33 protein-coding genes are annotated in these 23,033 nt (G+C 26.6%); 32 read left to right on the forward strand and 1 reads right to left on the reverse strand.

Annotated features, from left to right (window positions below):
• The 31 genes from KGF52_RS00130 to KGF52_RS00280 all read left to right on the forward strand — a co-directional run bounded on the left by KGF52_RS00130 (position 1) and on the right by KGF52_RS00280 (position 20,137).
• Positions 1 to 198 (forward strand): hypothetical protein, encoded by a 198-nt coding sequence (locus KGF52_RS00130; RefSeq protein ID WP_227838713.1) that lies wholly within the window; start codon positions 1 to 3, stop codon positions 196 to 198.
• A 26-nt stretch (positions 199 to 224) separates the two neighbouring features.
• A complete protein-coding gene (locus KGF52_RS00135) occupies positions 225 to 575 on the forward strand; it encodes a hypothetical protein (protein WP_227838714.1) in 351 nt (116 codons plus the stop codon).
• A gap of 11 nt (positions 576 to 586) precedes the next feature.
• Positions 587 to 1,039 carry a hypothetical protein gene (locus tag KGF52_RS00140; RefSeq protein ID WP_227838715.1) on the forward strand — a complete coding sequence of 151 codons (453 nt, stop codon included), beginning with the start codon at positions 587 to 589 and terminating at the stop codon, positions 1,037 to 1,039.
• A 99-nt stretch (positions 1,040 to 1,138) separates the two neighbouring features.
• Positions 1,139 to 1,423, forward strand: a complete 285-nt coding sequence (locus tag KGF52_RS00145; RefSeq protein ID WP_227838716.1) for a DUF5052 family protein — start codon at positions 1,139 to 1,141, stop codon at positions 1,421 to 1,423.
• Positions 1,424 to 1,434: 11 nt separating this feature from the next.
• Entirely contained in the window at positions 1,435 to 1,602 is a 168-nt protein-coding gene (locus KGF52_RS00150) for a hypothetical protein (RefSeq protein WP_227838717.1), read from the forward strand.
• Between the two features lie 178 nt (positions 1,603 to 1,780).
• Entirely contained in the window at positions 1,781 to 2,107 is a 327-nt protein-coding gene (locus KGF52_RS00155; RefSeq protein WP_227838718.1) for a hypothetical protein, read from the forward strand.
• A 51-nt stretch (positions 2,108 to 2,158) separates the two neighbouring features.
• Positions 2,159 to 2,800 (forward strand): class I SAM-dependent methyltransferase, encoded by a 642-nt coding sequence (locus KGF52_RS00160; RefSeq protein WP_227838719.1) that lies wholly within the window; start codon positions 2,159 to 2,161, stop codon positions 2,798 to 2,800.
• A 14-nt stretch (positions 2,801 to 2,814) separates the two neighbouring features.
• Entirely contained in the window at positions 2,815 to 3,024 is a 210-nt protein-coding gene (locus KGF52_RS00165; protein ID WP_227838720.1) for a hypothetical protein, read from the forward strand.
• Between the two features lie 54 nt (positions 3,025 to 3,078).
• Complete coding sequence (locus KGF52_RS00170) at positions 3,079 to 3,324, forward strand: hypothetical protein (RefSeq protein ID WP_227838721.1); 246 nt, start codon at positions 3,079 to 3,081, stop codon at positions 3,322 to 3,324.
• Between the two features lie 28 nt (positions 3,325 to 3,352).
• Entirely contained in the window at positions 3,353 to 4,264 is a 912-nt protein-coding gene (locus KGF52_RS00175) for a PHP domain-containing protein (protein ID WP_227838722.1), read from the forward strand.
• A 46-nt stretch (positions 4,265 to 4,310) separates the two neighbouring features.
• Complete coding sequence (locus KGF52_RS00180) at positions 4,311 to 6,425, forward strand: hypothetical protein (RefSeq protein ID WP_413927379.1); 2,115 nt, start codon at positions 4,311 to 4,313, stop codon at positions 6,423 to 6,425.
• A 102-nt stretch (positions 6,426 to 6,527) separates the two neighbouring features.
• Positions 6,528 to 6,779 (forward strand): hypothetical protein, encoded by a 252-nt coding sequence (locus KGF52_RS00185; RefSeq protein WP_227828934.1) that lies wholly within the window; start codon positions 6,528 to 6,530, stop codon positions 6,777 to 6,779.
• Complete coding sequence (locus KGF52_RS00190; protein ID WP_227838723.1) at positions 6,779 to 7,090, forward strand: hypothetical protein; 312 nt, start codon at positions 6,779 to 6,781, stop codon at positions 7,088 to 7,090. Before KGF52_RS00185 ends, KGF52_RS00190 begins: the two co-directional genes overlap by 1 nt.
• A 127-nt stretch (positions 7,091 to 7,217) precedes the next feature.
• A complete protein-coding gene (locus KGF52_RS00195; protein ID WP_227828936.1) occupies positions 7,218 to 7,778 on the forward strand; it encodes a hypothetical protein in 561 nt (186 codons plus the stop codon).
• An 11-nt stretch (positions 7,779 to 7,789) separates the two neighbouring features.
• Positions 7,790 to 8,458 (forward strand): hypothetical protein, encoded by a 669-nt coding sequence (locus tag KGF52_RS00200; protein ID WP_227828937.1) that lies wholly within the window; start codon positions 7,790 to 7,792, stop codon positions 8,456 to 8,458.
• 45 nt (positions 8,459 to 8,503) lie between these two features.
• Positions 8,504 to 9,397, forward strand: a complete 894-nt coding sequence (locus tag KGF52_RS00205; RefSeq protein ID WP_227828938.1) for a hypothetical protein — start codon at positions 8,504 to 8,506, stop codon at positions 9,395 to 9,397.
• Positions 9,398 to 9,436: 39 nt separating this feature from the next.
• Entirely contained in the window at positions 9,437 to 9,994 is a 558-nt protein-coding gene (locus tag KGF52_RS00210; protein WP_227828939.1) for an ERF family protein, read from the forward strand.
• Positions 9,995 to 10,055: 61 nt separating this feature from the next.
• Positions 10,056 to 10,589, forward strand: coding sequence for a hypothetical protein (locus KGF52_RS00215; protein WP_227828940.1), 534 nt, complete (start codon positions 10,056 to 10,058; stop codon positions 10,587 to 10,589).
• The gene (locus KGF52_RS00220; protein WP_227838724.1) at positions 10,589 to 12,163 is read left to right on the forward strand and encodes a DnaB-like helicase C-terminal domain-containing protein; all 1,575 of its coding nucleotides are present in this window, start codon (positions 10,589 to 10,591) and stop codon (positions 12,161 to 12,163) included. The genes KGF52_RS00215 and KGF52_RS00220 overlap by 1 nt, the downstream gene beginning before the upstream one ends.
• A 9-nt stretch (positions 12,164 to 12,172) precedes the next feature.
• A complete protein-coding gene (locus tag KGF52_RS00225) occupies positions 12,173 to 13,237 on the forward strand; it encodes a CHC2 zinc finger domain-containing protein (RefSeq protein WP_227838725.1) in 1,065 nt (354 codons plus the stop codon).
• On the forward strand, positions 13,234 to 14,004 hold the full coding sequence (locus KGF52_RS00230; RefSeq protein ID WP_227838726.1) for a phage regulatory protein/antirepressor Ant: 771 nt from the start codon (positions 13,234 to 13,236) through the stop codon (positions 14,002 to 14,004). The genes KGF52_RS00225 and KGF52_RS00230 overlap by 4 nt, the downstream gene beginning before the upstream one ends.
• A 14-nt stretch (positions 14,005 to 14,018) precedes the next feature.
• The gene (locus KGF52_RS00235) at positions 14,019 to 14,273 is read left to right on the forward strand and encodes a hypothetical protein (RefSeq protein WP_227838727.1); all 255 of its coding nucleotides are present in this window, start codon (positions 14,019 to 14,021) and stop codon (positions 14,271 to 14,273) included.
• The gene (locus KGF52_RS00240; protein WP_227838728.1) at positions 14,257 to 14,523 is read left to right on the forward strand and encodes a hypothetical protein; all 267 of its coding nucleotides are present in this window, start codon (positions 14,257 to 14,259) and stop codon (positions 14,521 to 14,523) included. The genes KGF52_RS00235 and KGF52_RS00240 overlap by 17 nt, the downstream gene beginning before the upstream one ends.
• On the forward strand, positions 14,516 to 14,734 hold the full coding sequence (locus tag KGF52_RS00245; protein ID WP_227838791.1) for a hypothetical protein: 219 nt from the start codon (positions 14,516 to 14,518) through the stop codon (positions 14,732 to 14,734). Before KGF52_RS00240 ends, KGF52_RS00245 begins: the two co-directional genes overlap by 8 nt.
• Before the next feature lie 75 nt (positions 14,735 to 14,809).
• Positions 14,810 to 15,649 (forward strand): PD-(D/E)XK nuclease family protein, encoded by an 840-nt coding sequence (locus KGF52_RS00250; protein ID WP_227838729.1) that lies wholly within the window; start codon positions 14,810 to 14,812, stop codon positions 15,647 to 15,649.
• Between the two features lie 29 nt (positions 15,650 to 15,678).
• On the forward strand, positions 15,679 to 16,464 hold the full coding sequence (locus KGF52_RS00255) for a DNA methyltransferase (protein ID WP_227838730.1): 786 nt from the start codon (positions 15,679 to 15,681) through the stop codon (positions 16,462 to 16,464).
• Positions 16,465 to 17,037, forward strand: coding sequence for a guanylate kinase (locus KGF52_RS00260; protein ID WP_227838731.1), 573 nt, complete (start codon positions 16,465 to 16,467; stop codon positions 17,035 to 17,037). It begins immediately after the preceding gene.
• Positions 17,028 to 17,522: a crossover junction endodeoxyribonuclease RuvC gene (locus tag KGF52_RS00265; RefSeq protein WP_227838732.1), complete on the forward strand. Its 495-nt coding sequence runs from the start codon at positions 17,028 to 17,030 to the stop codon at positions 17,520 to 17,522. The genes KGF52_RS00260 and KGF52_RS00265 overlap by 10 nt, the downstream gene beginning before the upstream one ends.
• Positions 17,523 to 18,746: a hypothetical protein gene (locus tag KGF52_RS00270; RefSeq protein WP_227828949.1), complete on the forward strand. Its 1,224-nt coding sequence runs from the start codon at positions 17,523 to 17,525 to the stop codon at positions 18,744 to 18,746.
• 212 nt (positions 18,747 to 18,958) lie between these two features.
• Positions 18,959 to 19,468 carry a deoxyuridine 5'-triphosphate nucleotidohydrolase gene (locus KGF52_RS00275; protein WP_227828950.1) on the forward strand — a complete coding sequence of 170 codons (510 nt, stop codon included), beginning with the start codon at positions 18,959 to 18,961 and terminating at the stop codon, positions 19,466 to 19,468.
• Positions 19,469 to 19,477: 9 nt separating this feature from the next.
• Positions 19,478 to 20,137, forward strand: coding sequence for a hypothetical protein (locus KGF52_RS00280; protein WP_227828951.1), 660 nt, complete (start codon positions 19,478 to 19,480; stop codon positions 20,135 to 20,137).
• 74 nt (positions 20,138 to 20,211) lie between these two features.
• Here the strand turns inward: KGF52_RS00280 and KGF52_RS00285 are convergent, their stop codons facing one another.
• Positions 20,212 to 21,390: a zinc ribbon domain-containing protein gene (locus tag KGF52_RS00285; protein WP_227825685.1), complete on the reverse strand. Its 1,179-nt coding sequence runs from the start codon at positions 21,388 to 21,390 to the stop codon at positions 20,212 to 20,214.
• Positions 21,391 to 21,893: 503 nt separating this feature from the next.
• On the opposite strand from KGF52_RS00285, the gene KGF52_RS00290 reads away from it, so the two are divergent.
• On the forward strand, positions 21,894 to 23,006 hold the full coding sequence (locus KGF52_RS00290) for a tyrosine-type recombinase/integrase (RefSeq protein ID WP_227838733.1): 1,113 nt from the start codon (positions 21,894 to 21,896) through the stop codon (positions 23,004 to 23,006).
• The last annotated feature ends 27 nt before the right edge of the window (positions 23,007 to 23,033 follow it).

Genomic DNA, 23,033 nt, shown 5'->3' on the forward strand with positions numbered 1-23,033 from the left:
ATGAAAAAAACTGATAGCCAAAAAATATTTGAAGAAATAAAAAAAGAAAGAGAAAAATTAGTTAGATGTAAAAAACATGAATTTGAAATTATTAGTTTTGGAAAATATAAATGCTTGAATTGTGGCTGTATTGTAGATGGAAGTTTTGTAGCAGCTTATAACCAAGGGTTTCAACATGGACTTGATGTAATAAAATAAATATTTTAATAGGAGAAAAAATAATTATGAAATTAATAAATGGGAATAGAGGAAGCGGGAAAACTACTGCATTAATAAAGTATGCTTATGAAAACAATGCACTTATAGTATGTAGTTCTCGTGCTAATAAAAATTATATAATTAGTTTAGCAAAAAGAATGAATTTAGATATAATAAACCCAAGAACATTTAAAGAATACATGTTTAATAGAACTAAAATATATGATACAAAAGCCATAAATGGAATATCTTTAAAAATAGACCCTCATATAAAAATAGTAGTAGATGATATAGATTGTTGCTTAACATCCATTCTTGGGCAACATATAGATTGTGCTACTGGAACAATTCAAATAGAAAATCTAAATAATATTTAAAGGAGAGCTAAATGATAAAATATTGTAAAGAAAAGTGGATAAAAAATAAAACAAGATTGTATGAAGCATTGTTAGAGTCTGATTTCATTAATCATGATAATTACTGTAGTTATAAAGATTTGGTTAAATTATCTGTAAAACATATTTTGAATGACAATATCAATGAAGATGATGAGTGGAATATCGACAATATAAGTGAGATAGATGATGGACATTATCAAGGTACTTTATTATATTTAATACCTAAAAAAACATACCAACCTGATGAATATGAATATCTTATGACATATGTTGGTTATGGAAGCTGTAGTGGCTGTGATACATTAACAAATATACAAGAGAGTGATTCAGAAGATAACATCGAAGACTATATGTCTTTATGTAAAGACATAATATGTAATATTATAAAACCATACAATTTTGGATGGAGAGAAGATGATAAATATAATATTGTAAATGATTAATCAAAATTTCAATTCTAAGAAATTCATTTAAGCAATTCAAAAATTCTAAATATGTATTCTTATTTACAATTCAATTAAAAATAAAGGAGTGAAATTATATTGAAAAGATTTTTATTAATAGGGGTATTAGGAACAATGTTAATAGGAATGTCTGGATGTACAGGAATACAAAGTTCAATGAAAGATGCTGAAAGTGATGTATCAGGGCTTAATAGAACTGTAAATGTATATTCAGATAATGGCGAGGTATTAAAAACATATACAAGTAAAAGCATGAGAGTTAAAGATGGAGATGGTGGTACTATAACACTAGATTTTGATGGTAAAAGGGTGATTATATGTAATGCTCATGTAGTAATAGAAGAAAATTCATTTAATAAATAAAGGAGAGTTAAATGTTTAAAGTCTTAAAAACAATTCTTATAATAATTTGGGTAGTAGATATTTTAAACTTCCCACAATTTCAATTCTTAGACACAACATATCCAATCAATACCTTAGCATGGTTGCTAATCTGGATTCTTATACCATCAAGTAGTATATATATCAATAAAGGAGAATAAAAGAAAGGAGTATTAATTTGATTTTAAATATCGCTGCAATTTTTAATTTAGGTTGTATGGTGGCTAATTACTTGTAAGATAATACTAATGGGATACTACTTAATGGATTTTGTCTTATAGCACTATTATTATTGAATAATAACTTAGATTAAAAGTATTATTTTAAGGGGATTCATATATGATAAAAGTAAATATACTAGAAAACAAAAAATTTGAGATAAAAAATTATAACATTATATGTGCTATATCAATGAATCATAGTAAAGATGAAAATCAATTCGACCAATATAGACTATATGATGCTCAATATAATTTAGTTGAGATAGATGAGACATTAAAAGAATATGGATATATTTTAATCCATACATATCAAAATGGATGGGATTCGTGGGGTGACGAATATGTTTGTACTGTAGAAGATATTAAAAACATAATAAAAAATGCTAAAAATAAAGAGCATGTATTTATAAAGGCACTAGAAGAATATTTTGGAAAACAAGATTAAAATATTGAGGATATACTTATATTTGTTGTTGTTGCTATAAATGAAATATTGGTGAACAAAACAATAGATAAAATGTTAGATAAAAGGGAGATGATATTTATAAGCAGTACAAATAGAAGTGATGCCAGAAATTTTCATGTAAGCGATTACTATAGAACTCCGATTCCTAAAATAAAAGAATTTCTAAGTGAATTTAGTAAACATGAAAATATACTCAATTCAAAGATAAGGATATTAGATCCATGTGCAGGTGGAGATAATACTAATCAAATGAGCTATCCAACTGCAATTCAAGAATTTTCAAATCAAGATATTTCAATAGATACAATAGACATAAGAGATGATTCAAGAGCAAATCTAAAGCAAGATTATCTAAAGTTTCAACCCAAAGAAAAATACGATGTAATCATTACTAACCCTCCATTTAATTTAAGTTTAGATATAATTAATAAAGCTTTAAATGATGTAAAAGAAGGTGGTTTTGTTATTATGCTGCTAAGATTAAATTGCCTTGGAGGAAAAGTAAGACAAGAACTGTGGAAAAATAATATGCCTAAGTATATTTTTGTTCACAACAAAAGAATGAGTTTTACAGATAATGGGAAAACAGACAGTATTGAATATGCTCATTTTGTATGGAAGAAGGGATATAATCCGAATTTTTCAAAGTTAAAAGTATTAATAAGTAAATAAAATAGAGGTGTAAAATGAAAATTAAATATGTGGTATCTGAATGGGAGATTATATCAAAAAATGATGGCCAAAAACATTTTATAAATTTTAGGGATTTAATTAAACTATATGGAGTGTCGCCAAGAGAATGTATAAGAGCAAAGGATTATTATGAGAGAGATGGTTTAGACCTTAAAGATATAAAATTTCTATATCCAAGGAGTGATGGAAAATATAAACTATAAAATCATGGTTTTAAATGATTATAAAATGTCAGTTTTAAAGGGGGCTAATCATATATGGGTATTAAGATAGATATATGTTTGTTAGAGATGGAAATAAATAGAAGAAGATGTGAGTATACTGCCAGAACAGGAAGATATCCTAATTCTCTTATTTTGTGGGAAGGTTACTATAGCCTTCTTAATATCCAATGTATAGAGGATAAAACAAGAGGGTATATTACTAAATTTAATGGCATGGATGTTATAAAATGTAATGACTTTTTAAAAATAGAATTATTTGAAAAGAATATTAATAATTAAAATTTGTTTTTTAAGTTGAGGTGATGAGTTGAGATATAATAATTATCATAGTCATAAAATTTATTCAAATATAAGGTCGTTAGATGTAATTACTAAACCACAACAATATATAGATAGAGCAATAAAACTAGGTCATAATACATATTTTACGACAGAACATGGATATCAAGGAAATGTATATGAGGCAAAAACTTTATGTGATGAATATAGATTAAAAATGATTATTGGAGCAGAATTTTACTATGTAAATGATATAAATGAGAAAGATAGAGGAAATTATCATTTAATAGTAATCGCTAAAAATAATGATGGTTACAAGCAAATAAATAAAGCTTTAAGTTTAGCTAATAAAAATGGATATTACTATAAACCAAGAATAGATGAAAAAATATTATTTGAGATATTTAAACCAGGGGATGTAGTTATTACTACTGCATGTGTAGCTGGAATATTAAAACTTGAGAATAGAGAAGAATTAATAGTAAAACTAAAGAATTATTTTAAAAATAATTTCTTTCTTGAAGTACAATCTCATCCTCATAAAACTCAAGCTTTGCATAATAAAGATGTTTTAGAATTAAGCAACAAATATAATATAGATATAATACATGCTAATGATAGTCATTATATTTATCCAGAAGAATCAAAATATAGAACTAAATTTCTTAAAGCTAAAGGTATAAATTATCCTGAAGAAGACGGTTTTATTTTAGATTATCCGAATTCAGATGATATATTTAAAAGATATGAAAAACAAAATGTATTAACAAAGCAAGAAGTTGAAAGAGCATTAAAAAATACTCTAATATTTGATGAGTGTGAAGAAATCACCTTAATAAATGATGATATAAAATTACCATCAATATCTAAAAATCCAAATAAAGAACTGAAAGAAATATTAAATAAAGAATGGTTAGAGAAAAGAAAAAAATATCCCTAAAAATAGATGGAATGAATACCTAGATGCTATAAGATATGAATTTGATATTATAGAGGAAACTCATATGGAGGATTACTTTATTATAGATTATAAAATAGTTCAAAGAGCCAAACAAGAATACAACGGACTTCTTACTAAGACAGGTAGAGGTTCTGCTCCTTCATTTATAATAAATAACCTTTTAGGGCTAACTGAAATAGATAGATTAAATGCTCCAGTACCATTATTCCCTACTAGATTTATGAGTGCTGAAAGGATACTATCAGCAAAATCTTTACCTGATATAGATTTAAATGCTGAAGATGCAGAACCATTTATACAAGCAACTAGAGATTTACTAGGAGAAGAGAAATGTGCATGGATGATAAGTTATAAGCCATTACAAGATGCTTCAGCATTTAGGCTATGGTGTAAAGCAAATGATATGAAACTATCTGAGTATGATGAAGTAGCTAAAAACTTAGATAAATACACAAATGATGTTTTTTGGAAAGATGTAATAAAGGAATCAAAGGTATTTGTAGGAGTAGTAGAAAGTGTTTCTTTCTCCCCATGCTCTATGCTTATATATGACAAACCAATTGATGAAGAAGTGGGTCTATTGAAAACTAAGGATGGGGTATGTTGTAATATAGATGGATATTATTGTGATAAGTATAAATATTTAAAAAATGATTATTTAACAGTGAAAGTATGGTCGTTAATAAGAAAAACTTGTGAATTAGCAAATATTAGTATTCCTACAATTGAAGAACTAAACATCTTATTAGATGCTAAAACCTATGGCATATATAAGGATAAATTAACTTGCACTATAAATCAGGTAGATTCAGACTATGCTACAAACCTGGCATCTAAATACAAAATATCTAGTGTGGCTGAAACAAGTGCATTTGTAGCTAGTATTAGACCAGGGTTTGCATCTTTATTAGATAATTTTATTAATAGAAATCCATATACAACTAATGTTAAAGAACTAGATAAGTTATTAGAAGATAGTTACCATTACCTCATGTATCAAGAATCTATAATGAAGTATCTAATATGGTTAGGAATAGATGAATCTGAGAGTTATGATATTATAAAGAAAATAGCAAAAAAGAAGTTTAAAGAAAAAGAGTTAAAAGAATTGCATACTAAACTAAAAAATAACTGGGTTAAAAAAGTTGGAACTGAAAATAATTTTGAGGATACATGGCAAGTTGTAAACGATGCTGCCTCATATTCCTTTAATGCTTCACATAGTCTTTCATACGCATATGACAGCTTATACTGTGCATACCTTAAGTCACATTATCCATTGGAATATTATACTGTAGCATTCAATTTATATAATGAGGATACAGAGAGAACAAGAAAATTAACAGATGAAATAGAGTATTTTAGTATTAAATTAGAAAATCCTAAATTTAGATTCTCAAAATCTGAATACTTCTTTAATAGAGATACAAATAGTATTTACAAGGGAATTGAATCTATTAAATTTTTAAATTCTGATATAGGAGAGTACTTGTATTCTCTTAGAAATAATAAATATGATTCATTTTTAGAACTATTAATAGACTTACAAGGTCATATAAACTCTAAACAATTATCTATACTAATTAAACTAGATTTCTTTGAGGAGTTTGGAAAGTCCAACAAACTTTTAGAGATTTATGATATCTATAATTCAATCTATAGTAAAAAACAGTTTAAAAAGGATAGTTTACCATGCAATATGGAAATTATGAGAAGATATTCTAATAAAGAAACAGAAAAAATATTTAAAGAAGTTGATACAAAAAAGTTATGTTCATACCTTGAGAGCCAAATCGAAAATACAGAGATACCAGTCAATGAAAAAATACAATCTCATTTTGAGTTTATAGGTTCTTGCAATATAAAAGATATTAATTCAAATCCAAGGTATTGTTTAGTAATAGATATAGATACTAAATATTCTCCTAAAATTACACTGTATAATCTAAAATCAGGTAACACAAAGATTTTTAAGGTAAGTAAAGCTATTTTTGAGGATAATAAAATTAGCATTTATGACTTAGTTTATTTAAAATCGACTAAGGAAAAATCTAAAAGAAAAAAAATAGATGGTAAATGGATTAAGAGTAATACAGAAACAGAATGGTGGGTACAAGAATATTGGAAAGTAGAAAATTAAAAATATGACCTCATATATGACTTTCTAAGACTGTATATAAATGACAGATTGTGTTTATACCTTACAATCTTAAAATAGCGTATACAAGGTCGTTGAAAGGTAGTGATTTCAATACTTATAGACGAACAAAGACATCGTGATTTATTAGAGAGAAATAGAGAATTAAATACTAAAATAGATGAATTAAATGAAGAAATACTTTTTTTACAAGAAGAGAATAAAGAGTATGAAGGAGTTTTGGAGAAGTGGCAAAATGTAAAAGGAGAAATTAAATCTGCTTATGAAATTAGAAGAAGATTAAATAGAAAACATGGAAAGTTAGAAATGATATGGCGTAAAATCGAGGATTTATAATGGATACAAATAAAATATATGAGAAAAAAGAATATATTATTATTAAATCTAAAACTGGATATATTGTCTACAATACAAATAAAAAATTTGAAGAAGGTCATACTCATTTAAAAAGTTATAATGTTGCTAAAACAGCTATAGATTTAGTTATTAAGAGAAGAATTCCTAGAAGCTATTCTGTTTATTTTCTTACAAGTTTGATGAGAATATCTAATGATATACAGTATATAAATGATATTATGAATATAAGAAATAATAAAAGGTTAAAAGAGAAATATATAAATTCTAAGAATGTAAAAAAAAACTATTGAGAACTTAGAAGGTATATGATACAATATAGCTATAGATAAAATAGAGAAGGTAAAAAAGAAGAAAAGATACTATTGTTGGATAAAAAAGTAATTAAAATGATAATTTCAATATGATTAGGGGGTATCTATGAGGTGTAAGAACATGCTAATAACAGGAGCTTTAATAGTTGGTAGTACAATACATGTGTTTGCTAATACAGAAGATGTTATTAATAATAACATGAATAAGGAACTTATGGCAGGTACGGCAAGGAATATTAATTTAATGTATAAAAATGAATGGGAGAAATATAAGAATAGTTCTAAATATAAATTAGAAATTAAAAGAATTAACTTAGAAAAAGAATTAGGGATAAAAATAGAAAAATTAATTCCTATGAGATGGGAAGTGAGTTATTATACTTCTTTAAACTGTGAAAATAGTAAATATGGAGCTATTACAGCTACAGGAGAAAAATTACGATATGGGTTTGTGGCCAATAATCATCTTAAATTTGGAACTAAAATATTAGTTGATGGAAATTTAAAAGTAGTTAAAGATAGAGGTTCTAATAAGTATTTTGGTAATTCTAATGCTATAGATGTATTTGTACCAAGATTAGATGGAGAGGATGATTATAAGTATTATAAAAGGGTGAACAATATGGGAAGACATTACAAAGAAGGCTATATTATAGTAGAAAGTTAGGAGTTGATAAATTGAATGTAAGTGGAATAAAAATGCCAGGAATTATTGATGTTTCAAATGTGTATGTTTATGGAATTAAAGAAAGTATAATTGCAAGTGGTTATCCGATGCAACAAGATCAGATTAAAGATATGAAAAAAGTAAATATTTCAGAAAAAGATTTAAAACGCTCAAGTCAATTAGGCAAATCAAAACAAGGTTCAGGTCATGATTGCTTTTCTAAAGGAATTATCATTCAAATGGATTTACAATGGTCAGAATATATGTGGAGACAATGGGACAGATATCATCATAATGATTATGTATCTAGTCAAAGCAAAATGCATAGATTAACTAAATTTAATATTGATGGTATGTGTAATAAGTATGTTGATAAAAATACAATAAATTTCCTGAATGAATTGATTTACGATTATAATAATTTTCAGGAATTAAAATTAACCGCATCTGATGAAGTCACTCTTAGAAATGGAGAAAAAGTTGAAGCCACAAAAGAAACTCTTTGGAAAATTATAATATCAAATTGCCCATCAGGATTGATGTTAACTGCAAGAGTTACATTAAATTATCTACAAATAAAATCTATGATAAATCAAAGAGAAAATCATAAAATGGAGGAATGGAGAATTCTGTGTGACTTTTTTAAAACACTACCAAAATATAAAGAATTAATGATGTAATAGTTTTGTTAGCAATTAAATTTTAAATATAAAGGAGAAGTGGGTATGGCAGAAAAAAGAATAAATTATAATCAAGTATTTGTATCAGGAGAAGTTTTAGACATATTAAATATAGCTAGAATGAATCAAGGAACTAGTCAAGAAGCAATAAGATTTACATTGAAGGTTGAGACAGCACCAAATGAATCTGTAAATGTAGATTACTTTACATCAATGTTTAAGTCAGATGGCTCACCAAATCAAATGTTTTTAGGAATAGAGACAATAGCAAATGAAATAAAAACTAGAGCAGAAGATGGAAAAGGAGATATAGTTAGATGTGTTTGTTCATTAGATAATAACTTATATTATAAAGATGGTGAAAAGAAAGAGAGATTCCAAATATCAGGAACTTTTTGCAATAGAGAAAAATATGATGACAAAGGTAATCCAATTGATGACAAGGGAGAAGTAGTAAAATCAATAAAAGCAAGTCAAGTCTGGAGAGCATATACATTAATTGAAAATATAGAAGAAAAAGAAGATGGCTTAGGTAAGTATTTAGAGATTAAGGGTCTAATTAATAAATATGGTAAGCAAGGTTGTAATGTGACATTTAGAATACATAATGAAGATATGATAGAAGGATTTAAAAGTTTATATAAAATAGGAGATGTTGGTCTTCTTGAAGGTACAATAAAATCTATGGTTACTAGTAAATCAGCAGGGTTTGGTTCAAGAATTAAAAAAAGTGCTTTTACATTTTTAGAAATAGAAGGAGGAGACGAACCACTAAAAGATGGAGATGAAATATTAAGTGATAAAAATTGTCCTTTCACAGATAAAAATATAGAGGCAATGAGAGAAAAAATAAAAGAAAAAGATGAAAGGGAGAAACAAAGAGATATTGATAAAAATGGTAAGACTGTTGAGATAAGTGATGATGATGTACCATTTTAAATTATAAATTAAATAATCTATTAAAAAGGAGAGATGTGAATGGAAGTTAAAGAAGGAATAATTAATGATGATTTCAAGAAAGTAGTAAATGAGGAAATAAAGAAATATATGTCAAATTTATATTCAGATAGAATTGAAGGGTTAAAAGAAAGTAATAGCCAAATTGAGATAACAAAAGCATTAATAGCCTTTCATTTAGATATAGAATCAATCCCAAAAGACAATACCAATCCATTTTTTAGGTCTAAATACGCAAATCTGGATACAATTCTTAAAGCAGTAAATCCATTATTAGCAAAACATGATTTAATACTAATGCAATCAGCAGAAGATGCAGGTAATGATAAAGTATATATAAAAACCAAACTTAAACATTCATCAGGTGAATACATAGAGTCAAATTCTGCACCATTTAAACCAGCCAAGACTAATGATATACAAGCTAGAGGAGCATTAGAAACTTACTTAAGAAGATATGCAGTTCAATCAGTATTAGCATTATCATTCGAAGAAGATGATGATGGCAACTCTTTAACAAACAAATCAAAAGGCAAATCAGAGGAAGAAAATTCAACTGTTAAGAAAAGTAGAGTGTAAGTAAAAAAATGCTACCTCTTAATGGGGTAGCAATAAATACATAGCATAAGGAGGGGAAAATTTGAATTGTAAGTGTAAGGTTTGTAAGAAAAAATTAAATACAAAAGATGCTTATAAAGTAGAACATATTACATCTGGAGGAAAAAAACGAAATATATATTATTGTAATGAACATGAATATAGAAAAGAGCAGCAGGACATATATTTCTGGAAACAATGTCAACTTGGTATAGATTATATTATGGGATATAAAGTTATAAGTAATCAAAAAAATAAGATGTTACAAGAGATAATAAAAAGTGGTTATACAAGAGAAGAATTATATGACTGTGTACTTGAGAAAAAAGATGAAATTATAGAATTACTTAACTACAGAAAAGATATAGAAGAAGAGTATCCTAAATTATGCTATGTATTTACTATGTTAAAAGGGAGTATTAGAGATATAACAAATAGAAATAGAAAAGTAAAAGATGAAAAAGAAAATGAAAAGATGTACAAAGAAAGTGAAAAATATTATGAAGTAATTGTTCCGAAAAAGGTACTTACTAATAAAAGAAAAAGTCTATTTGAAAAAATTAAAGAGGTGGATTAATGAGTGCTTATGAGAAAATAACAAGTGACAGAGGTATTATAGAGACTTTAGTTTTAGGGACAATGCTAAAATCATTAACTCTTTTTAGTGAATATAAAATTAGTGAAAGTGATTTTATAATAGATAAAGTAAAATTCTTTTTCTCCTTAGGAAGAACAATGTCTAAAACCCATAGTGAACTTGATGAAACAAGCGTAGCTAAATTTGTATCTTCAAATAAACTTAAATCTGAATATGAAAAATATGGTGGTTGGAATAGCTTATCATCTGCTATGGAATATGGAAAAGAAACTAATATATCAGCATATATTGATGACTTGGCGAAAAATAATCTATTAATCGCCTTAGATGAAAGAGGTTTTAATATAATAAAAGAAATGGAACATAAAGGAGAGAAATTTATTCCATTTGAGTTATTCCAATCTATAAGTTGTAGAGAAGTTGAAGAGTTTTATGAAGGGTTAATATCTTCATGTAGTGTAAATTCTATAAAGAATAATATGAAGGTAGAAAATCTTTTACTTACCAAAGAAGATAGAGAAAAATTAAAACAAAAAACTGAAGCAGGAACACCTTATAATATCATTTTTGAATATAATGAAAAAGAAACAGGATTAAGTGATAGTGAAGAATCTAAATATATATATGGTCTACCAGTATTATCAAATAGAACTAATGGACTTGGTAAGGGTGGAGGAATAAATATAATATCTGGATTCTCAGGAATAGGTAAAACTACATTATTATTTTTTAATTATATATTAGCTATGATATACCAAGATGAAAAAGTAGTTATATTCGCTAATGAACAAAAGTCTCAATATTTTAAGAGTATGTTAGTTTCATTTATAGCATACAACATATTCAATTATCATGACTTAGATAGAAATAAAATTGATAATGGCGATTTCACAGAATTTGAAGAAGAGCTTATGGAAAAGATAGAAATGTTCTTGAAAAATAGAGGTTTTGAAGAAAGTTTAAAATTTATATATATGGAAGAGTTTGAAATATCTGAGATATTAAGAAAGAGCAAAGAGCTTGTGGCACATGAAGGATTTACTGCTATAGCAGTTGATACATTCAAATCAGAGAATTCATCAGATGCAAATTATACAGGAAGACTAATTGAGAACTCTAAGCTACTAGATAATTTTGGGAATAAATATAATGTAATAACACTACTATCTATGCAATTAGTTACAGCTCAAGAAAATAAAAGTTCATATTTATCGGCTTCAGACTTGTCAGAAGCTAAAGCTGTTAAGAATGTGTGTGGCTTATTAATGTTAATGAGGAAAGTAGTAAATGATTTAGAGTTAGATTCAACCAATAAAAAATTCTTTTTAAAACCATATAGGCTAAAATATAATAAGCTAAAAAAGACTACTGAAAGAGAGTATATCCAGTTTGATATAAAAGATTTACAAAAAGAATACAGATTATTATTTTTAAATAAGTCAAGAAGAGGTCAAGATGGAGATGTGATTCTACTAAGATTTTATGGTAAGACTGGTAGATTTGAAGAAATAGGAAGGTGTGAAAAAGTCTATAGAGGACAATTGTCATACTAGGTGATGACTATGGAAATAAAGGATTTGACTAATCAACAGGTGATAAATTTTATGGACTATTTAGGTTCGGACTTGTCTCCTAAAAGCAATGATAGACAGTTAATATTTAATACTTGTTTATGTCATAATGGAGATTCATATAAATTATTTTATTATACAGAAAGCAAAACATTTCATTGCTATAGTTCTTGTGGTCACATAGGGAGTTTAATAGATTTATTAATACATATAAATAAATATGAATTTAAAGATGCTGTTAATGAAATAAAAGATTTCTTTGGTATTTCAAATCAACCAATGCTAAGAAAAGGATTTAGAATAAAGAAAAAATTAAAACAAGATGATATTAAAGATATACAAATAGAATTACTTCCTACCCCTAAAAAGCCATATGTATATAAAACTTTTCAGCAAGTTCCAATTAAAGAGTGGGAAAAGGAAAACATCTCTTTTAAAGCTCTTAAAACATATCAAGTACATTATAATCCATATGAAAATCAAGTAGTGATTCCACATTTCTGTTGGCATGACAAAGATAGACCTGTTGGTATTAGAGTGAGAAACTTAGATGAAGATAAAGCTAAAAGTTTTGGCAAATATATTCCATTATGGTATGACAATAGGTGTTATAATCATAGATTAAGTCTTAATCTATATGGGTTAAATGTAAATAAAGAATCTATCAAAAATTTCAAAAAAGTTATTGTATTTGAAGGTGAAAAATCAGTGTTACAGATGGCAACTATGTATAAAAATAATCCATCTGTGGCTATATGTGGGAGTAATTTTAGTAGAGAGCAAAAGAAAATATTGATAGATTTAGGTATTGAAGAGTTAATTATAGCTTTTGATAGACAATTTAAAGTTAAAGCTGATGAAGAATATGTTGCATGGAAAAATAAAATATGTAAGCTAGTTCAAGATATTAGAGAAATAGTAAACATAAGTGTAATTTGGGATAAAGATAATTTGTTAGAGTACAAAGATAGTCCTAGTGACAAAGGGAAGAAAGTGTTTGAACAATTATTAAAAAATAGAATAAATATAATACAATTTGAAGGAGTGGTTAAATGAGTGAGGTTGCAAGACAGGTAGTAGATGAAATAGTTAGAATAAGTAGCTTAGAAGTTGCTAAGATGATGGGAATGACATCTAAAGATGGGCATAGAGATTTAATAAGAAAGATAGAAAAAATAAATATAGTTTTTGATTCGGAAAAAATTCCGAATGAAATATATTGGTTGGAGGGTGAATATGAGAATAGGGGAAAATTTTATAAAGAATATTTAGTATCTAAAAAAGGTTGTGAATTCCTTGCACATAAAACAACTGGAGAAAAAGGGGTATTGTTTACTGCTAAATACATGGAACGATTTGAAGAAATGGAAAGAATTATAAAAGGACAAAAGTTAGAGCTATCAGCAAGAGATAAAGGAATATTAGATATAGTTAATTCTAAGTCGGATATAGAGCAAGCAATAGCAATAAAAACTTTTGAAGAAGTTGTAACTGCACCTCTTATAGAAACAATAGAAGAACAAAAACCAGATGTTCAATTTGCAAATAGGATTAGGACAGATGGAAGAAAAGTCTATAGCATATCACAAGCTTCTAAATTGTTGAAACTTCCATATGGTAGAAATAAATTAATGGAAAATCTAAGAAATTTAAAAATACTTCAATCAAATAATGAGCCTTATCAAACATATATAGATAGAGATTATTTATTGGTAGAATTAAATGAAACTGGAAACAAATTAGTTATAACTCCTAGGATAACTGGTAAAGGAATGAAATGGTTAGAAAATAAATTAAGAGGTAAATTACTTGCGTTAGCATAATAGGAGGTGGATATATGATACAAGAAGTTAGAGAAGAAGTGTTATTACAAAATGGAGATATATTACATACAGGAGACATTATAAATGTAAAATATAAAACTATGGAAGATATAAAAGAACAATTTTGTAAGGGGAGATTGAAAAGTGTAGATGAACAATTTATCCAATTAGATACAAGTGAAAAATATAGTACATCAGAAAAAACAATCTATGTATGGGATTTAATAGAGATAAAAAAGGTGGGTGATGAAAATGAAAAGGATAATTAATAGTAAATATAGAGCATTATATTTATTCATGTTTTTTCTAATTTTTAATTTAATATATAGTTTACATTTTGGAAGGAGTACAGAAGTTGGATTTTATTCTAGTCCATCTTGTATAGAAGAATACATACTGGATATCATAACTTCTATAGGATTATTTTTCTCAATGATGTTAGCTGGGTTCGATGTTACAGAAAACTTTATAAACAGCTTAAGGGATTATTGTGAAGAAGATACAAAGCGAGGTGAATAAATTGGAATTAAAAGATTATATAAGTAAAATAGAATTAAATGACATGCCACTAACTTTAGATAATAAGTACATGCTAAATGAAATAAGCATATCTGAAGATAGCAAAATCTTTGCTGTAAAAGACACATCAGGAATAACATCTTATTATACTGAAATAGAATTTAATAAACTATTTAGAGGAATTAATAGCATCTTAGAGAATATTATCTAGTATATATTTTTAAGGAACTGAGGGTTGAGAGCTATTAATTAATAGCTCTCTATTTTTTTTGAAAGGGGAGAGTTAATGGAAAAAGAATTATATAGCTTTAGTAAATTAAATGCATTTCACATATGCCCATTTCAGTACTATCTTACATATGTAAAAAATTTAGATCGAGAACAAAATTGTTATGGTTATTATGGCAATGAATTACATAGTTTACTAGAACAATTACAACAAAGAAAAATAACAAATCAAGAAGCTATTCAAAAGTATAATGAAGTTATAGAATATGCAAATCTAATGGATTACAACTTTCCTACACCAAATTCAAGAATTAATTATTTAGAATGTATCTTACATTACATAGAAAATTTTGCACCAATCAAATGTGATAGATACTACATAGAAGAATACTTTGAGTTTGACATTAATGGAATTACAATGAGGGGATACATAGATTTATATTATATAATAGATGATAAAATTTATGTTGTAGATTACAAATCAAGTAGTAAATTTTCCCAAAAAGACCTACCTAAAAAATCAATGCAGCTTATCTTATATGCAATGTATCTTAAAGAAAAATATCCAGATAAAATAATTGAATATGTAGCTTTTGACATGTGCAAGTATATGAAGAATGAAAAAGGAGTATTAATTGATAGAAATAAGATTGACAGTATAGAGGATTATGAAAGAGCTATAGTAAAAATTAAATATACTAAAGAGCTAGAGAAACAATTAATTGATTTTGTTGTTGATACAGTTACTCAAATAAAACAGTTAGATTCCAACGATGAGAGCGTTTGGTGCAAAAGTGATGACAAAAGTAATCAGTTTTTTTGTAAAACTTTATGCTCTCATTATAACAAGGGTTGCAAACATAAGGAAAACAAGAGTTTTAGAAAATCAAAATCATAATAAAATGTGGATTTTAATAAGATTGGAGAGTGATTTTTATAGAGACAAATAAAATCTATAATATTGATTGTATTGAATATATGAAAACATTACCAGATGAATGTGTCGACTTAATAATAGCAGACCCACCATATTATAAAATATTAAAAGAAACTTGGGATAATCAATGGGATACAGACAATGACTATTTCAAATGGTGTTGTAAATGGATAAAAGAAAGTAAAAGAATATTGAAACAAAATGGCTCAATGTATATATGGAACTGGTTTGATAATATATGTGAAATAGGTCATATTTGTAGAGAAAATGATTTTTATATCAGAAATCTTATTTGTTGGAATAGGGGAGGTGGAAGAGAAAGAAATAATTGGGGAAGTAAAAAAGAAGACTTGTTGTACATATCAAAAACAAAAAATCCAATCTTTAATCTTAATGATGTCCTCCTAAGTGCGGATGATATAAACAGAAAAATGAGTAAACAAGCATGGGAAAGAGGAAAGTATGAGAGAAAAGGCAGAAAAAATTACAATCAAGAAAGTGTGAACCCATCTAATGTTTGGTATGATTCAATCTTAACATATAATTCAAAAGAAAAGGTGAACCATCCCTCTCAAAAACCATTAAGTTTATGCAATAAAATAATAAAAGCATCAAGTAATGAAAATGATTTAGTATATATTCCATTTGCAGGGAGTGGTTCTGAGATAATATCATGTATTAAAAATAATAGAAACTATATTGCAACAGAAATAAATAATGAATATATAGAAGAAATTATTATTCCAAGAATAAAGAATTTAAAGGAGAGTGTTTAAATGAATAAAATATTTGTATTTTTAGGATATTCAGGTTCAGGTAAAGATAGTATAGTAACAGAAATCTCAAAGCAATTCAATATTCCAATTCTAATATCACATACAACAAGACCTCCTCGTGGCCAATCAGAAATCATCAATAAAACATATCATTTTGTAGACAATAAATTCTTTAAGAAAGAAAAAAATAATTTTATAGAAATGAGAAAATATATAGTTCATGATGGTAGCACTTGGCTATATGGCATACATAAATCTGAATTAGAGAATAAAAGATATGCTTTGGCTATAGTAGATGCAAGTGGGTATAAGGCATTAGAAAAATATTTTATGGGAACAAAAACTAAACTAGTACCATTTTTTATAAATACAGATGAAAATATATTGAGAAAAAGACTTATTAATAGAGGTGATAATCCTAAAGAAATTGAGAGAAGATTGGGAGATGATAAGATAAAATTTAAAGATTTTCTAAATAATGAAAATTATATTGCAATACCAAATAATACTAATTTAATTAATGCAGTAGAGCAAGTCAAAATACATATGAAAGAAGGGATTGAATGGTCTTAGCCTTAGATGTATCCATGTCAGCAACTGGATGGGCAATTATAAATAGTAATAAAGAAGTATTAGAATATGGAAAAATAGTAACTAAAAAGGAAAATTTCGATACTGAGGACGAAAGAATGTGTCATATCTGTAATGCAATTCAAGAGATAATTACAAGTCATAATATTCAAATAGTATTAGTTGAAGACCAATTTACTTCACGCAACTCTAAAACAATTCTTAGTTTAAGAAAACTCTTAGGAGCAATAATGAGAACTGTTAAATTAAATAACATAGAGATTGAATATATGTATCCAGTTTCTATTAGAAAATATCTTATGAATAGTGGTAAGGCTAAAAAAGAAGAAGTAGCTGTTTATGTAAGAGAAAATATTATTGATATTGGAGAGTACATTGATAGGACTTGTAAGGCTAAAACAAGTGACATATATGATGCTATAGCACTTGGGATAGCTTATTTAAATAAAGTTGGTGATGCTAAGTAAATGAGTGTAACTATAGTTGATAGTATGTGTGGTACAGGTAAAACAAGTTGGGCAATACAAACAATGAATGAAAGTTTAGATAAAAGATATATTTACATAACACCTTATTTAGATGAAGTAAAAAGGGTTATAAAAGGTTGTTATATGAGGAAGTTTTATCAACCAGAATCAAAAAAAGGAAAAGGAAGTAAATTAACTCATTTTAATAATCTTCTCTCAAGAGGATGTAATATAGTTTCTACTCATGCTTTATTCAGAAATATTAATGAAGAGACTCTTAAGCTACTTAAAGATAAGAACTATACTCTGATTTTGGATGAAGTAATGAATATAATTGAACGTATTTCAATTGATAAAACTGATTTTAGGATGCTCTTTAATGATGGAGTTATAACGGTTGATGATAGTACAAAGAAAATGTATTGGAACTCTAGTGATAAGAATTACAATGGAGAGTTTATAGAATTAAAAAATGCAATAGTAAATGGAGATGTTTACTTTGTTAGAAATAGTCTTGCTATGTGGCATTTTCCAGTAACTATATTTAAGGAATTTCAAGAAATATACATAATGACATATTTATTCAAAGGTCAGATGCAGCGATACTATTATGATATGAATAACATAAGTTACAATTATAAATCAGTAAAAAATATAGATAATAGATATGAATTAATAGAATATAAAGATGCTAATAAAGATCCATATAAAAAATTAATTAATATTTGTAATAATGAAAAGCTAAATATGATTGGCCAAGAAGGCAAAAATTATCATCCTTTATCAAGCACATGGTTTGAAAAACAAGTAATAAATAAAACAGATGCTTTAGACGTATTAAAGAAAAATATTTATAATTATTTTACAAATGTATGTAAATCTAAAGCATCTGAAAATGCTTGGACAGTATATAAAGATTATTTACATAAATGTAAAGGTAAAAGATATACAAAAGGGTTTATAGCTTTTAATGCAAGAGCTACAAATGAATATAGAAATAAATCTGTGTTAGCCTATTGTATAAATTTATATATGAATCCTATTGAAAAAGGGTTTTTTATAGATAGGAAAATAAGTATCGATGAAGATTCATGGGCTTTGGCTGAAATGATTCAATGGATATGGAGAAGTAGAATAAGAGAAAATAAAAGTATAGATATTTATATACCTTCATCAAGAATGAGGAATTTGATGAAAAATTGGTTAAGCACTTTTGAAAAATAAAAAGTGCTAAAATCAAAAATTTTGCTCTTTTTAGCCTATAAATATAGGGTTTTAAAAATGAGGCCTTAAAAAAGATTATATAAAAGTGCTAATATTGAGATATATTATAGCGAAATCAACACATTTGGAGATAAAGGCGTGGAAGAGTGCTGTATTACACTAAGATATGCTTATGTCCTAAATGAGATTTTATAAAAAGGGAGATTAAATTAATGAGTATAAATGTTAAAATAAAAAAATTAAGTCCAAATGCAATAGTACCATCTTATGCAAAAGAAGGTGATAGCGGAATAGATTTATATACATTGGAAGATACAGTGATTCCAGCTAGGTCAGCAGTAGCAATTCCTACAGGTATAGCGTTAGAAATACCATATGGATATGAAATGCAAGTTAGACCTAGAAGTGGTATAAGTTTAAACGGTGTTAAAAAACTGTTTTTTGTTGAAAATAAAGCAACAGAACAAATTATTATGTGGCATGAAAGCAAGGATGGTAAAGTATATCCAACTGTAAGACTGGGTACAATAGATTCTGGGTATAGAGGTGAAATCAAAATAATTACATATAATGAAGAGGATTTTGAGATTGTTATTCCTGAGCATACTAAACTTGCACAAGGAGTATTTCAACAAGTTCCAAGAGCTATATTGAAAGTCGTAAATGAATTAACTAGCTCTGAGAGAGGAAATAATGGATTTGGAAGTACAGGGGTAAGATAGGAGGGGCGTATGTATACTGTTAAAGATGTAATAGATGTATTAAAATCTACTAGAAATTGTAATCTAAGGTGTAATAATTGTATATTAAATAAAAATATAATTATAGGTCAAATAGAAAAAACGTTATGTGAGTTGTTAGAAGAAACAAAAAAATCTCTTAAACTATCTTATTCAAGTGTTGACTTTGATAAGCAAATTGAAGTTCTAAAAGAAGTGGATGACATTATATTTAAATGTTATGACAAAACTTGTCATAAATGTGTATTTGGAGAAGAGGTAGGTAATTTATATAACTCTTGTGATATATTAGAAAAGATATGTACTGAATTGAACAAAAAGACATGTAGATTAATAGAAAAAATTAATTATTATTATTATGATACTTATGAAAAATTATATTGCTTAGAAAATATTGAAACTGGAGAGAAATTTGTTGTTGATGAAAATCAAATAAAGAGATATAATATCCTCAATACTAATTTTGGAGGTGCTAATATGTATAAATATGATGATTATGTTAATTTAACAAATAGTATAGAGTTACCAGAAGAAATTAGAAATAAATGTGTTAGAGTTGTAATGACATTAGGGAATATGCAAGATATTATGGTTGTTCATAAGTTTAAAACGTATATTGTTAATGAAAGATATATTGAAAAAGTAGCTTAAATAAAAAGTGGGGCTGTAAGCAGATTTGTGTAAAAACAAATTTACCTATAGCCTTTTGGTATACTTTGTATGATTTATTCTACTAAAAAGTCAATAGACGGTACTGCGTTAAATCCGTTATCTCCTATTTTTAGAACTCTATTAAATAAAAATTCACTTAGACTACTTTGAGGTAAATCTTTAATTCTTGAATATCCTTTAATTTCCCATTGATTACTTAAAGCTACCTCTCCATAACTTTGACATTTAGTTATAACCGAATTCGCAGCTTGTTTTTTACTAACATTTCCCTCTTGGTAATATCTAGTTGCATTTGTGATACTCCTATATATTATACTGTAAATTTGAGAAACTGAAAAATTGTCTAATAATTCACTCATTACTAGTATTGTTTTTTCACCAGGATTAAAATTAAATCCAACTTTATCCATTTGATAATTTAGATATTCTAAACATTCATTCATAGCGATATCATTCCAAATAAAATAGGCTTGTTGTTCATCAATATCTATTCTAGGGTTTATAATTTCTCTTATTGTTTCAGATTTATCATTTTCATACTTGATGTTTAAATGATAGTTAACTAGATTCATATAGAAAGTGCTTGGAAAATCTTCATCATTTTCAAATGCAGATATTTTAGACATAGGATGAACCCGAATAATATTTTTTTGATATAAATGTTTTAAAAGCTCATATTCAAGACATGCAGGAGCTAGGACTCCATCTAGATTTTCTAGGGGGATTATATTTGACATATCTTCACTCAAAGCATATCTTAGCAATGTGCCTAGGTAAACTCTATCTTTAAAATCTAATTCACTTATGTCTAATGGATTTATGATAGCTTTTCCATATAATTTATCTATTAAATTTCTTTTCTCTAATTCTTCTATCTTTTTTTTTTCTTCTAAATTTTTGATTTCACGTTTTCTTTCGGAGACACAGTTGTCGCAGTTACATTTCAAAGAATCTTTATGAGTACAATTAGAGCAAAAAGCGACATTATTATTTTGAGGATAGCTAGTTTTTGATGGTCTATTTATATAAAATTCAGAACCACAATAAGGACAATACTTAGCATTCACTTTTTCAGGTGGAAATAGTTTATATAATCTTGATGGAGAAATATTTATATTATAAAGCTTTATTAGTTCGCTAGCACTTTTTTTATTATCATAATATAACTTCATTAAATTATTTATAGATTCAGTATCTAAATGTTTTAATTTTTCATCAATATTAAAAATCATAATATTACTCCTTTAAATTATTTTCTGTAAAATAATTATAACACAGTTCATCATAAGCTTCATCCATATTATGACATATTATATTTAAATTAGTACTTTGTTAACATTTAATTATATTTATAAGTTTTTTACTTATGTATATTAACAAAATAATTAATTATAAAAGACATAATACTAATAATATTTCAGATATAATTTTTTAAATAACAAAAAATAAATTTACCTCTCAAATTCGATTTTAAGGCTTTATAAAAATCAACGCTTATAATTAATCCTGTTCAGAAATTTAACTGCTTAAATTGGAAACTATAAAAAAATAATAAAGTGATAGTGTAAAGGCATAGAAGGATTCATTCTATGCCTTATTATCATTAAAATAAGTAATTTCAATAATTATATAAATAAAATAATCAAAAAAGTCAGTTGAAAGTCAGCTAAAATGACTATTTTTTGCTTCCTCTGTATGTTATAATAAATATATGAATTTTGATAGGAGGGTAACTATGAACGCTTTTATAAGAAAAAGAAATAAAAATTATGTAGTGTACTTAGAATTTAGAGATGATGAATCAGGAAAAAGAAAACAAAAGAATATGGGAGCTTTTGATAAAAAGAGAGATGCTAATAAAAGATTAGCTGAGGTTAAAGACAGTATATACAAAGATAGTTTTCTTGTTCCAAATGAAATTACACTGTCTGAATTTTTATTAGACTTCCTTGAAAAGTATAAGGATAATATTTCAGCATCTACATATAAAAGCTATATTTCTATTTGTAAGAATCATATTAATCCTTCTATTGGAAGATATCGTCTTCAAGAGTTGAGAAATATTCATATACAAAATTATATAGATGATTTAGCTGGTAACTTAAATCCACAAACAATTAAAGTACATATAAACGTGTTGAGACTTGCTATAAAGAGAGCGTATAGAATTAAGTTAATAAAAGAAAATATTATAGATGGCATAGAAAGCCCAAGAGTTAAAAAGTTTAAGAATGAAATTTATGATAAAGAACAGATGTTAAAATTATTAGAGTTAGCTAAAGGAACTAATATGGAGCTTCCTATTAGTTTAGCTATAGGTCTAGGATTGAGACTTTCAGAAGTCTTGGGATTAACTTGGGACAATATTGATTTTGATGAGAATACAATAACTATAAGTAAGATAACTAGCAGATTGGATGGTTCTGTTATACTTAAAGAACCTAAGACAGAAAGTTCAATTAGAAAAATATTTGCACCAGTGGAGCTTATGAATTTACTAAAAGATTATAAGCTAGAACAGAATAAAAAATTATTGAGAAGTATTATTAGAAACGAATATAATTTGTTGTTCTTTGATAGAAAGGGTAATCCAATTGCTGAAGATGTAATGAGTAAGAAATTTAGAAAATTCTTAGAAAATAATGATTTACCTCATATTAGATTTCATGACTTAAGACATTCACATGTTACTTTACTTATAAATTCTAAAGTACCTATAAAAGTAATATCTGAAAGAGTAGGGCATTCAAATATTAATACTACACTTAATGTATATTCCCATGTGCTTAAAGAGATGGATAAAGAAGCTTCTGATAAAATCTCTGAAAATTTATTTAAAGCTAATTAATGGTATAATATATAATAGGCGGTCAAA

It is taken from the genome of Clostridioides sp. ZZV15-6597 (assembly GCF_020657815.1).
In the GTDB taxonomy this organism is placed as follows: domain Bacteria; phylum Bacillota; class Clostridia; order Peptostreptococcales; family Peptostreptococcaceae; genus Clostridioides.

What these genes read in the sequence shown, in the direction of transcription:
- KGF52_RS00265 (WP_227838732.1), top strand. Translation starts at nt 17,028, where the DNA reads ATGGTCTTAGCCTTAGATGTATCCATGTCAGCAACTGGATGGGCAATT.
- KGF52_RS00275 (WP_227828950.1), top strand. Translation starts at nt 18,959, where the DNA reads ATGAGTATAAATGTTAAAATAAAAAAATTAAGTCCAAATGCAATAGTA.
- KGF52_RS00260 (WP_227838731.1), top strand. Translation starts at nt 16,465, where the DNA reads ATGAATAAAATATTTGTATTTTTAGGATATTCAGGTTCAGGTAAAGAT.
- KGF52_RS00250 (WP_227838729.1), top strand. Translation starts at nt 14,810, where the DNA reads ATGGAAAAAGAATTATATAGCTTTAGTAAATTAAATGCATTTCACATA.
- KGF52_RS00220 (WP_227838724.1), top strand. Translation starts at nt 10,589, where the DNA reads ATGAGTGCTTATGAGAAAATAACAAGTGACAGAGGTATTATAGAGACT.
- KGF52_RS00130 (WP_227838713.1), top strand. Translation starts at nt 1, where the DNA reads ATGAAAAAAACTGATAGCCAAAAAATATTTGAAGAAATAAAAAAAGAA.
- KGF52_RS00190 (WP_227838723.1), top strand. Translation starts at nt 6,779, where the DNA reads ATGGATACAAATAAAATATATGAGAAAAAAGAATATATTATTATTAAA.
- KGF52_RS00270 (WP_227828949.1), top strand. Translation starts at nt 17,523, where the DNA reads ATGAGTGTAACTATAGTTGATAGTATGTGTGGTACAGGTAAAACAAGT.
- KGF52_RS00170 (WP_227838721.1), top strand. Translation starts at nt 3,079, where the DNA reads ATGGGTATTAAGATAGATATATGTTTGTTAGAGATGGAAATAAATAGA.
- KGF52_RS00285 (WP_227825685.1), bottom strand. Translation starts at nt 21,390, where the DNA reads ATGATTTTTAATATTGATGAAAAATTAAAACATTTAGATACTGAATCT.
- KGF52_RS00150 (WP_227838717.1), top strand. Translation starts at nt 1,435, where the DNA reads ATGTTTAAAGTCTTAAAAACAATTCTTATAATAATTTGGGTAGTAGAT.
- KGF52_RS00225 (WP_227838725.1), top strand. Translation starts at nt 12,173, where the DNA reads ATGGAAATAAAGGATTTGACTAATCAACAGGTGATAAATTTTATGGAC.
- KGF52_RS00290 (WP_227838733.1), top strand. Translation starts at nt 21,894, where the DNA reads ATGAACGCTTTTATAAGAAAAAGAAATAAAAATTATGTAGTGTACTTA.
- KGF52_RS00240 (WP_227838728.1), top strand. Translation starts at nt 14,257, where the DNA reads ATGAAAAGGATAATTAATAGTAAATATAGAGCATTATATTTATTCATG.
- KGF52_RS00205 (WP_227828938.1), top strand. Translation starts at nt 8,504, where the DNA reads ATGGCAGAAAAAAGAATAAATTATAATCAAGTATTTGTATCAGGAGAA.
- KGF52_RS00140 (WP_227838715.1), top strand. Translation starts at nt 587, where the DNA reads ATGATAAAATATTGTAAAGAAAAGTGGATAAAAAATAAAACAAGATTG.
- KGF52_RS00280 (WP_227828951.1), top strand. Translation starts at nt 19,478, where the DNA reads ATGTATACTGTTAAAGATGTAATAGATGTATTAAAATCTACTAGAAAT.
- KGF52_RS00235 (WP_227838727.1), top strand. Translation starts at nt 14,019, where the DNA reads ATGATACAAGAAGTTAGAGAAGAAGTGTTATTACAAAATGGAGATATA.
- KGF52_RS00155 (WP_227838718.1), top strand. Translation starts at nt 1,781, where the DNA reads ATGATAAAAGTAAATATACTAGAAAACAAAAAATTTGAGATAAAAAAT.
- KGF52_RS00195 (WP_227828936.1), top strand. Translation starts at nt 7,218, where the DNA reads ATGAGGTGTAAGAACATGCTAATAACAGGAGCTTTAATAGTTGGTAGT.
- KGF52_RS00230 (WP_227838726.1), top strand. Translation starts at nt 13,234, where the DNA reads ATGAGTGAGGTTGCAAGACAGGTAGTAGATGAAATAGTTAGAATAAGT.
- KGF52_RS00165 (WP_227838720.1), top strand. Translation starts at nt 2,815, where the DNA reads ATGAAAATTAAATATGTGGTATCTGAATGGGAGATTATATCAAAAAAT.
- KGF52_RS00210 (WP_227828939.1), top strand. Translation starts at nt 9,437, where the DNA reads ATGGAAGTTAAAGAAGGAATAATTAATGATGATTTCAAGAAAGTAGTA.
- KGF52_RS00135 (WP_227838714.1), top strand. Translation starts at nt 225, where the DNA reads ATGAAATTAATAAATGGGAATAGAGGAAGCGGGAAAACTACTGCATTA.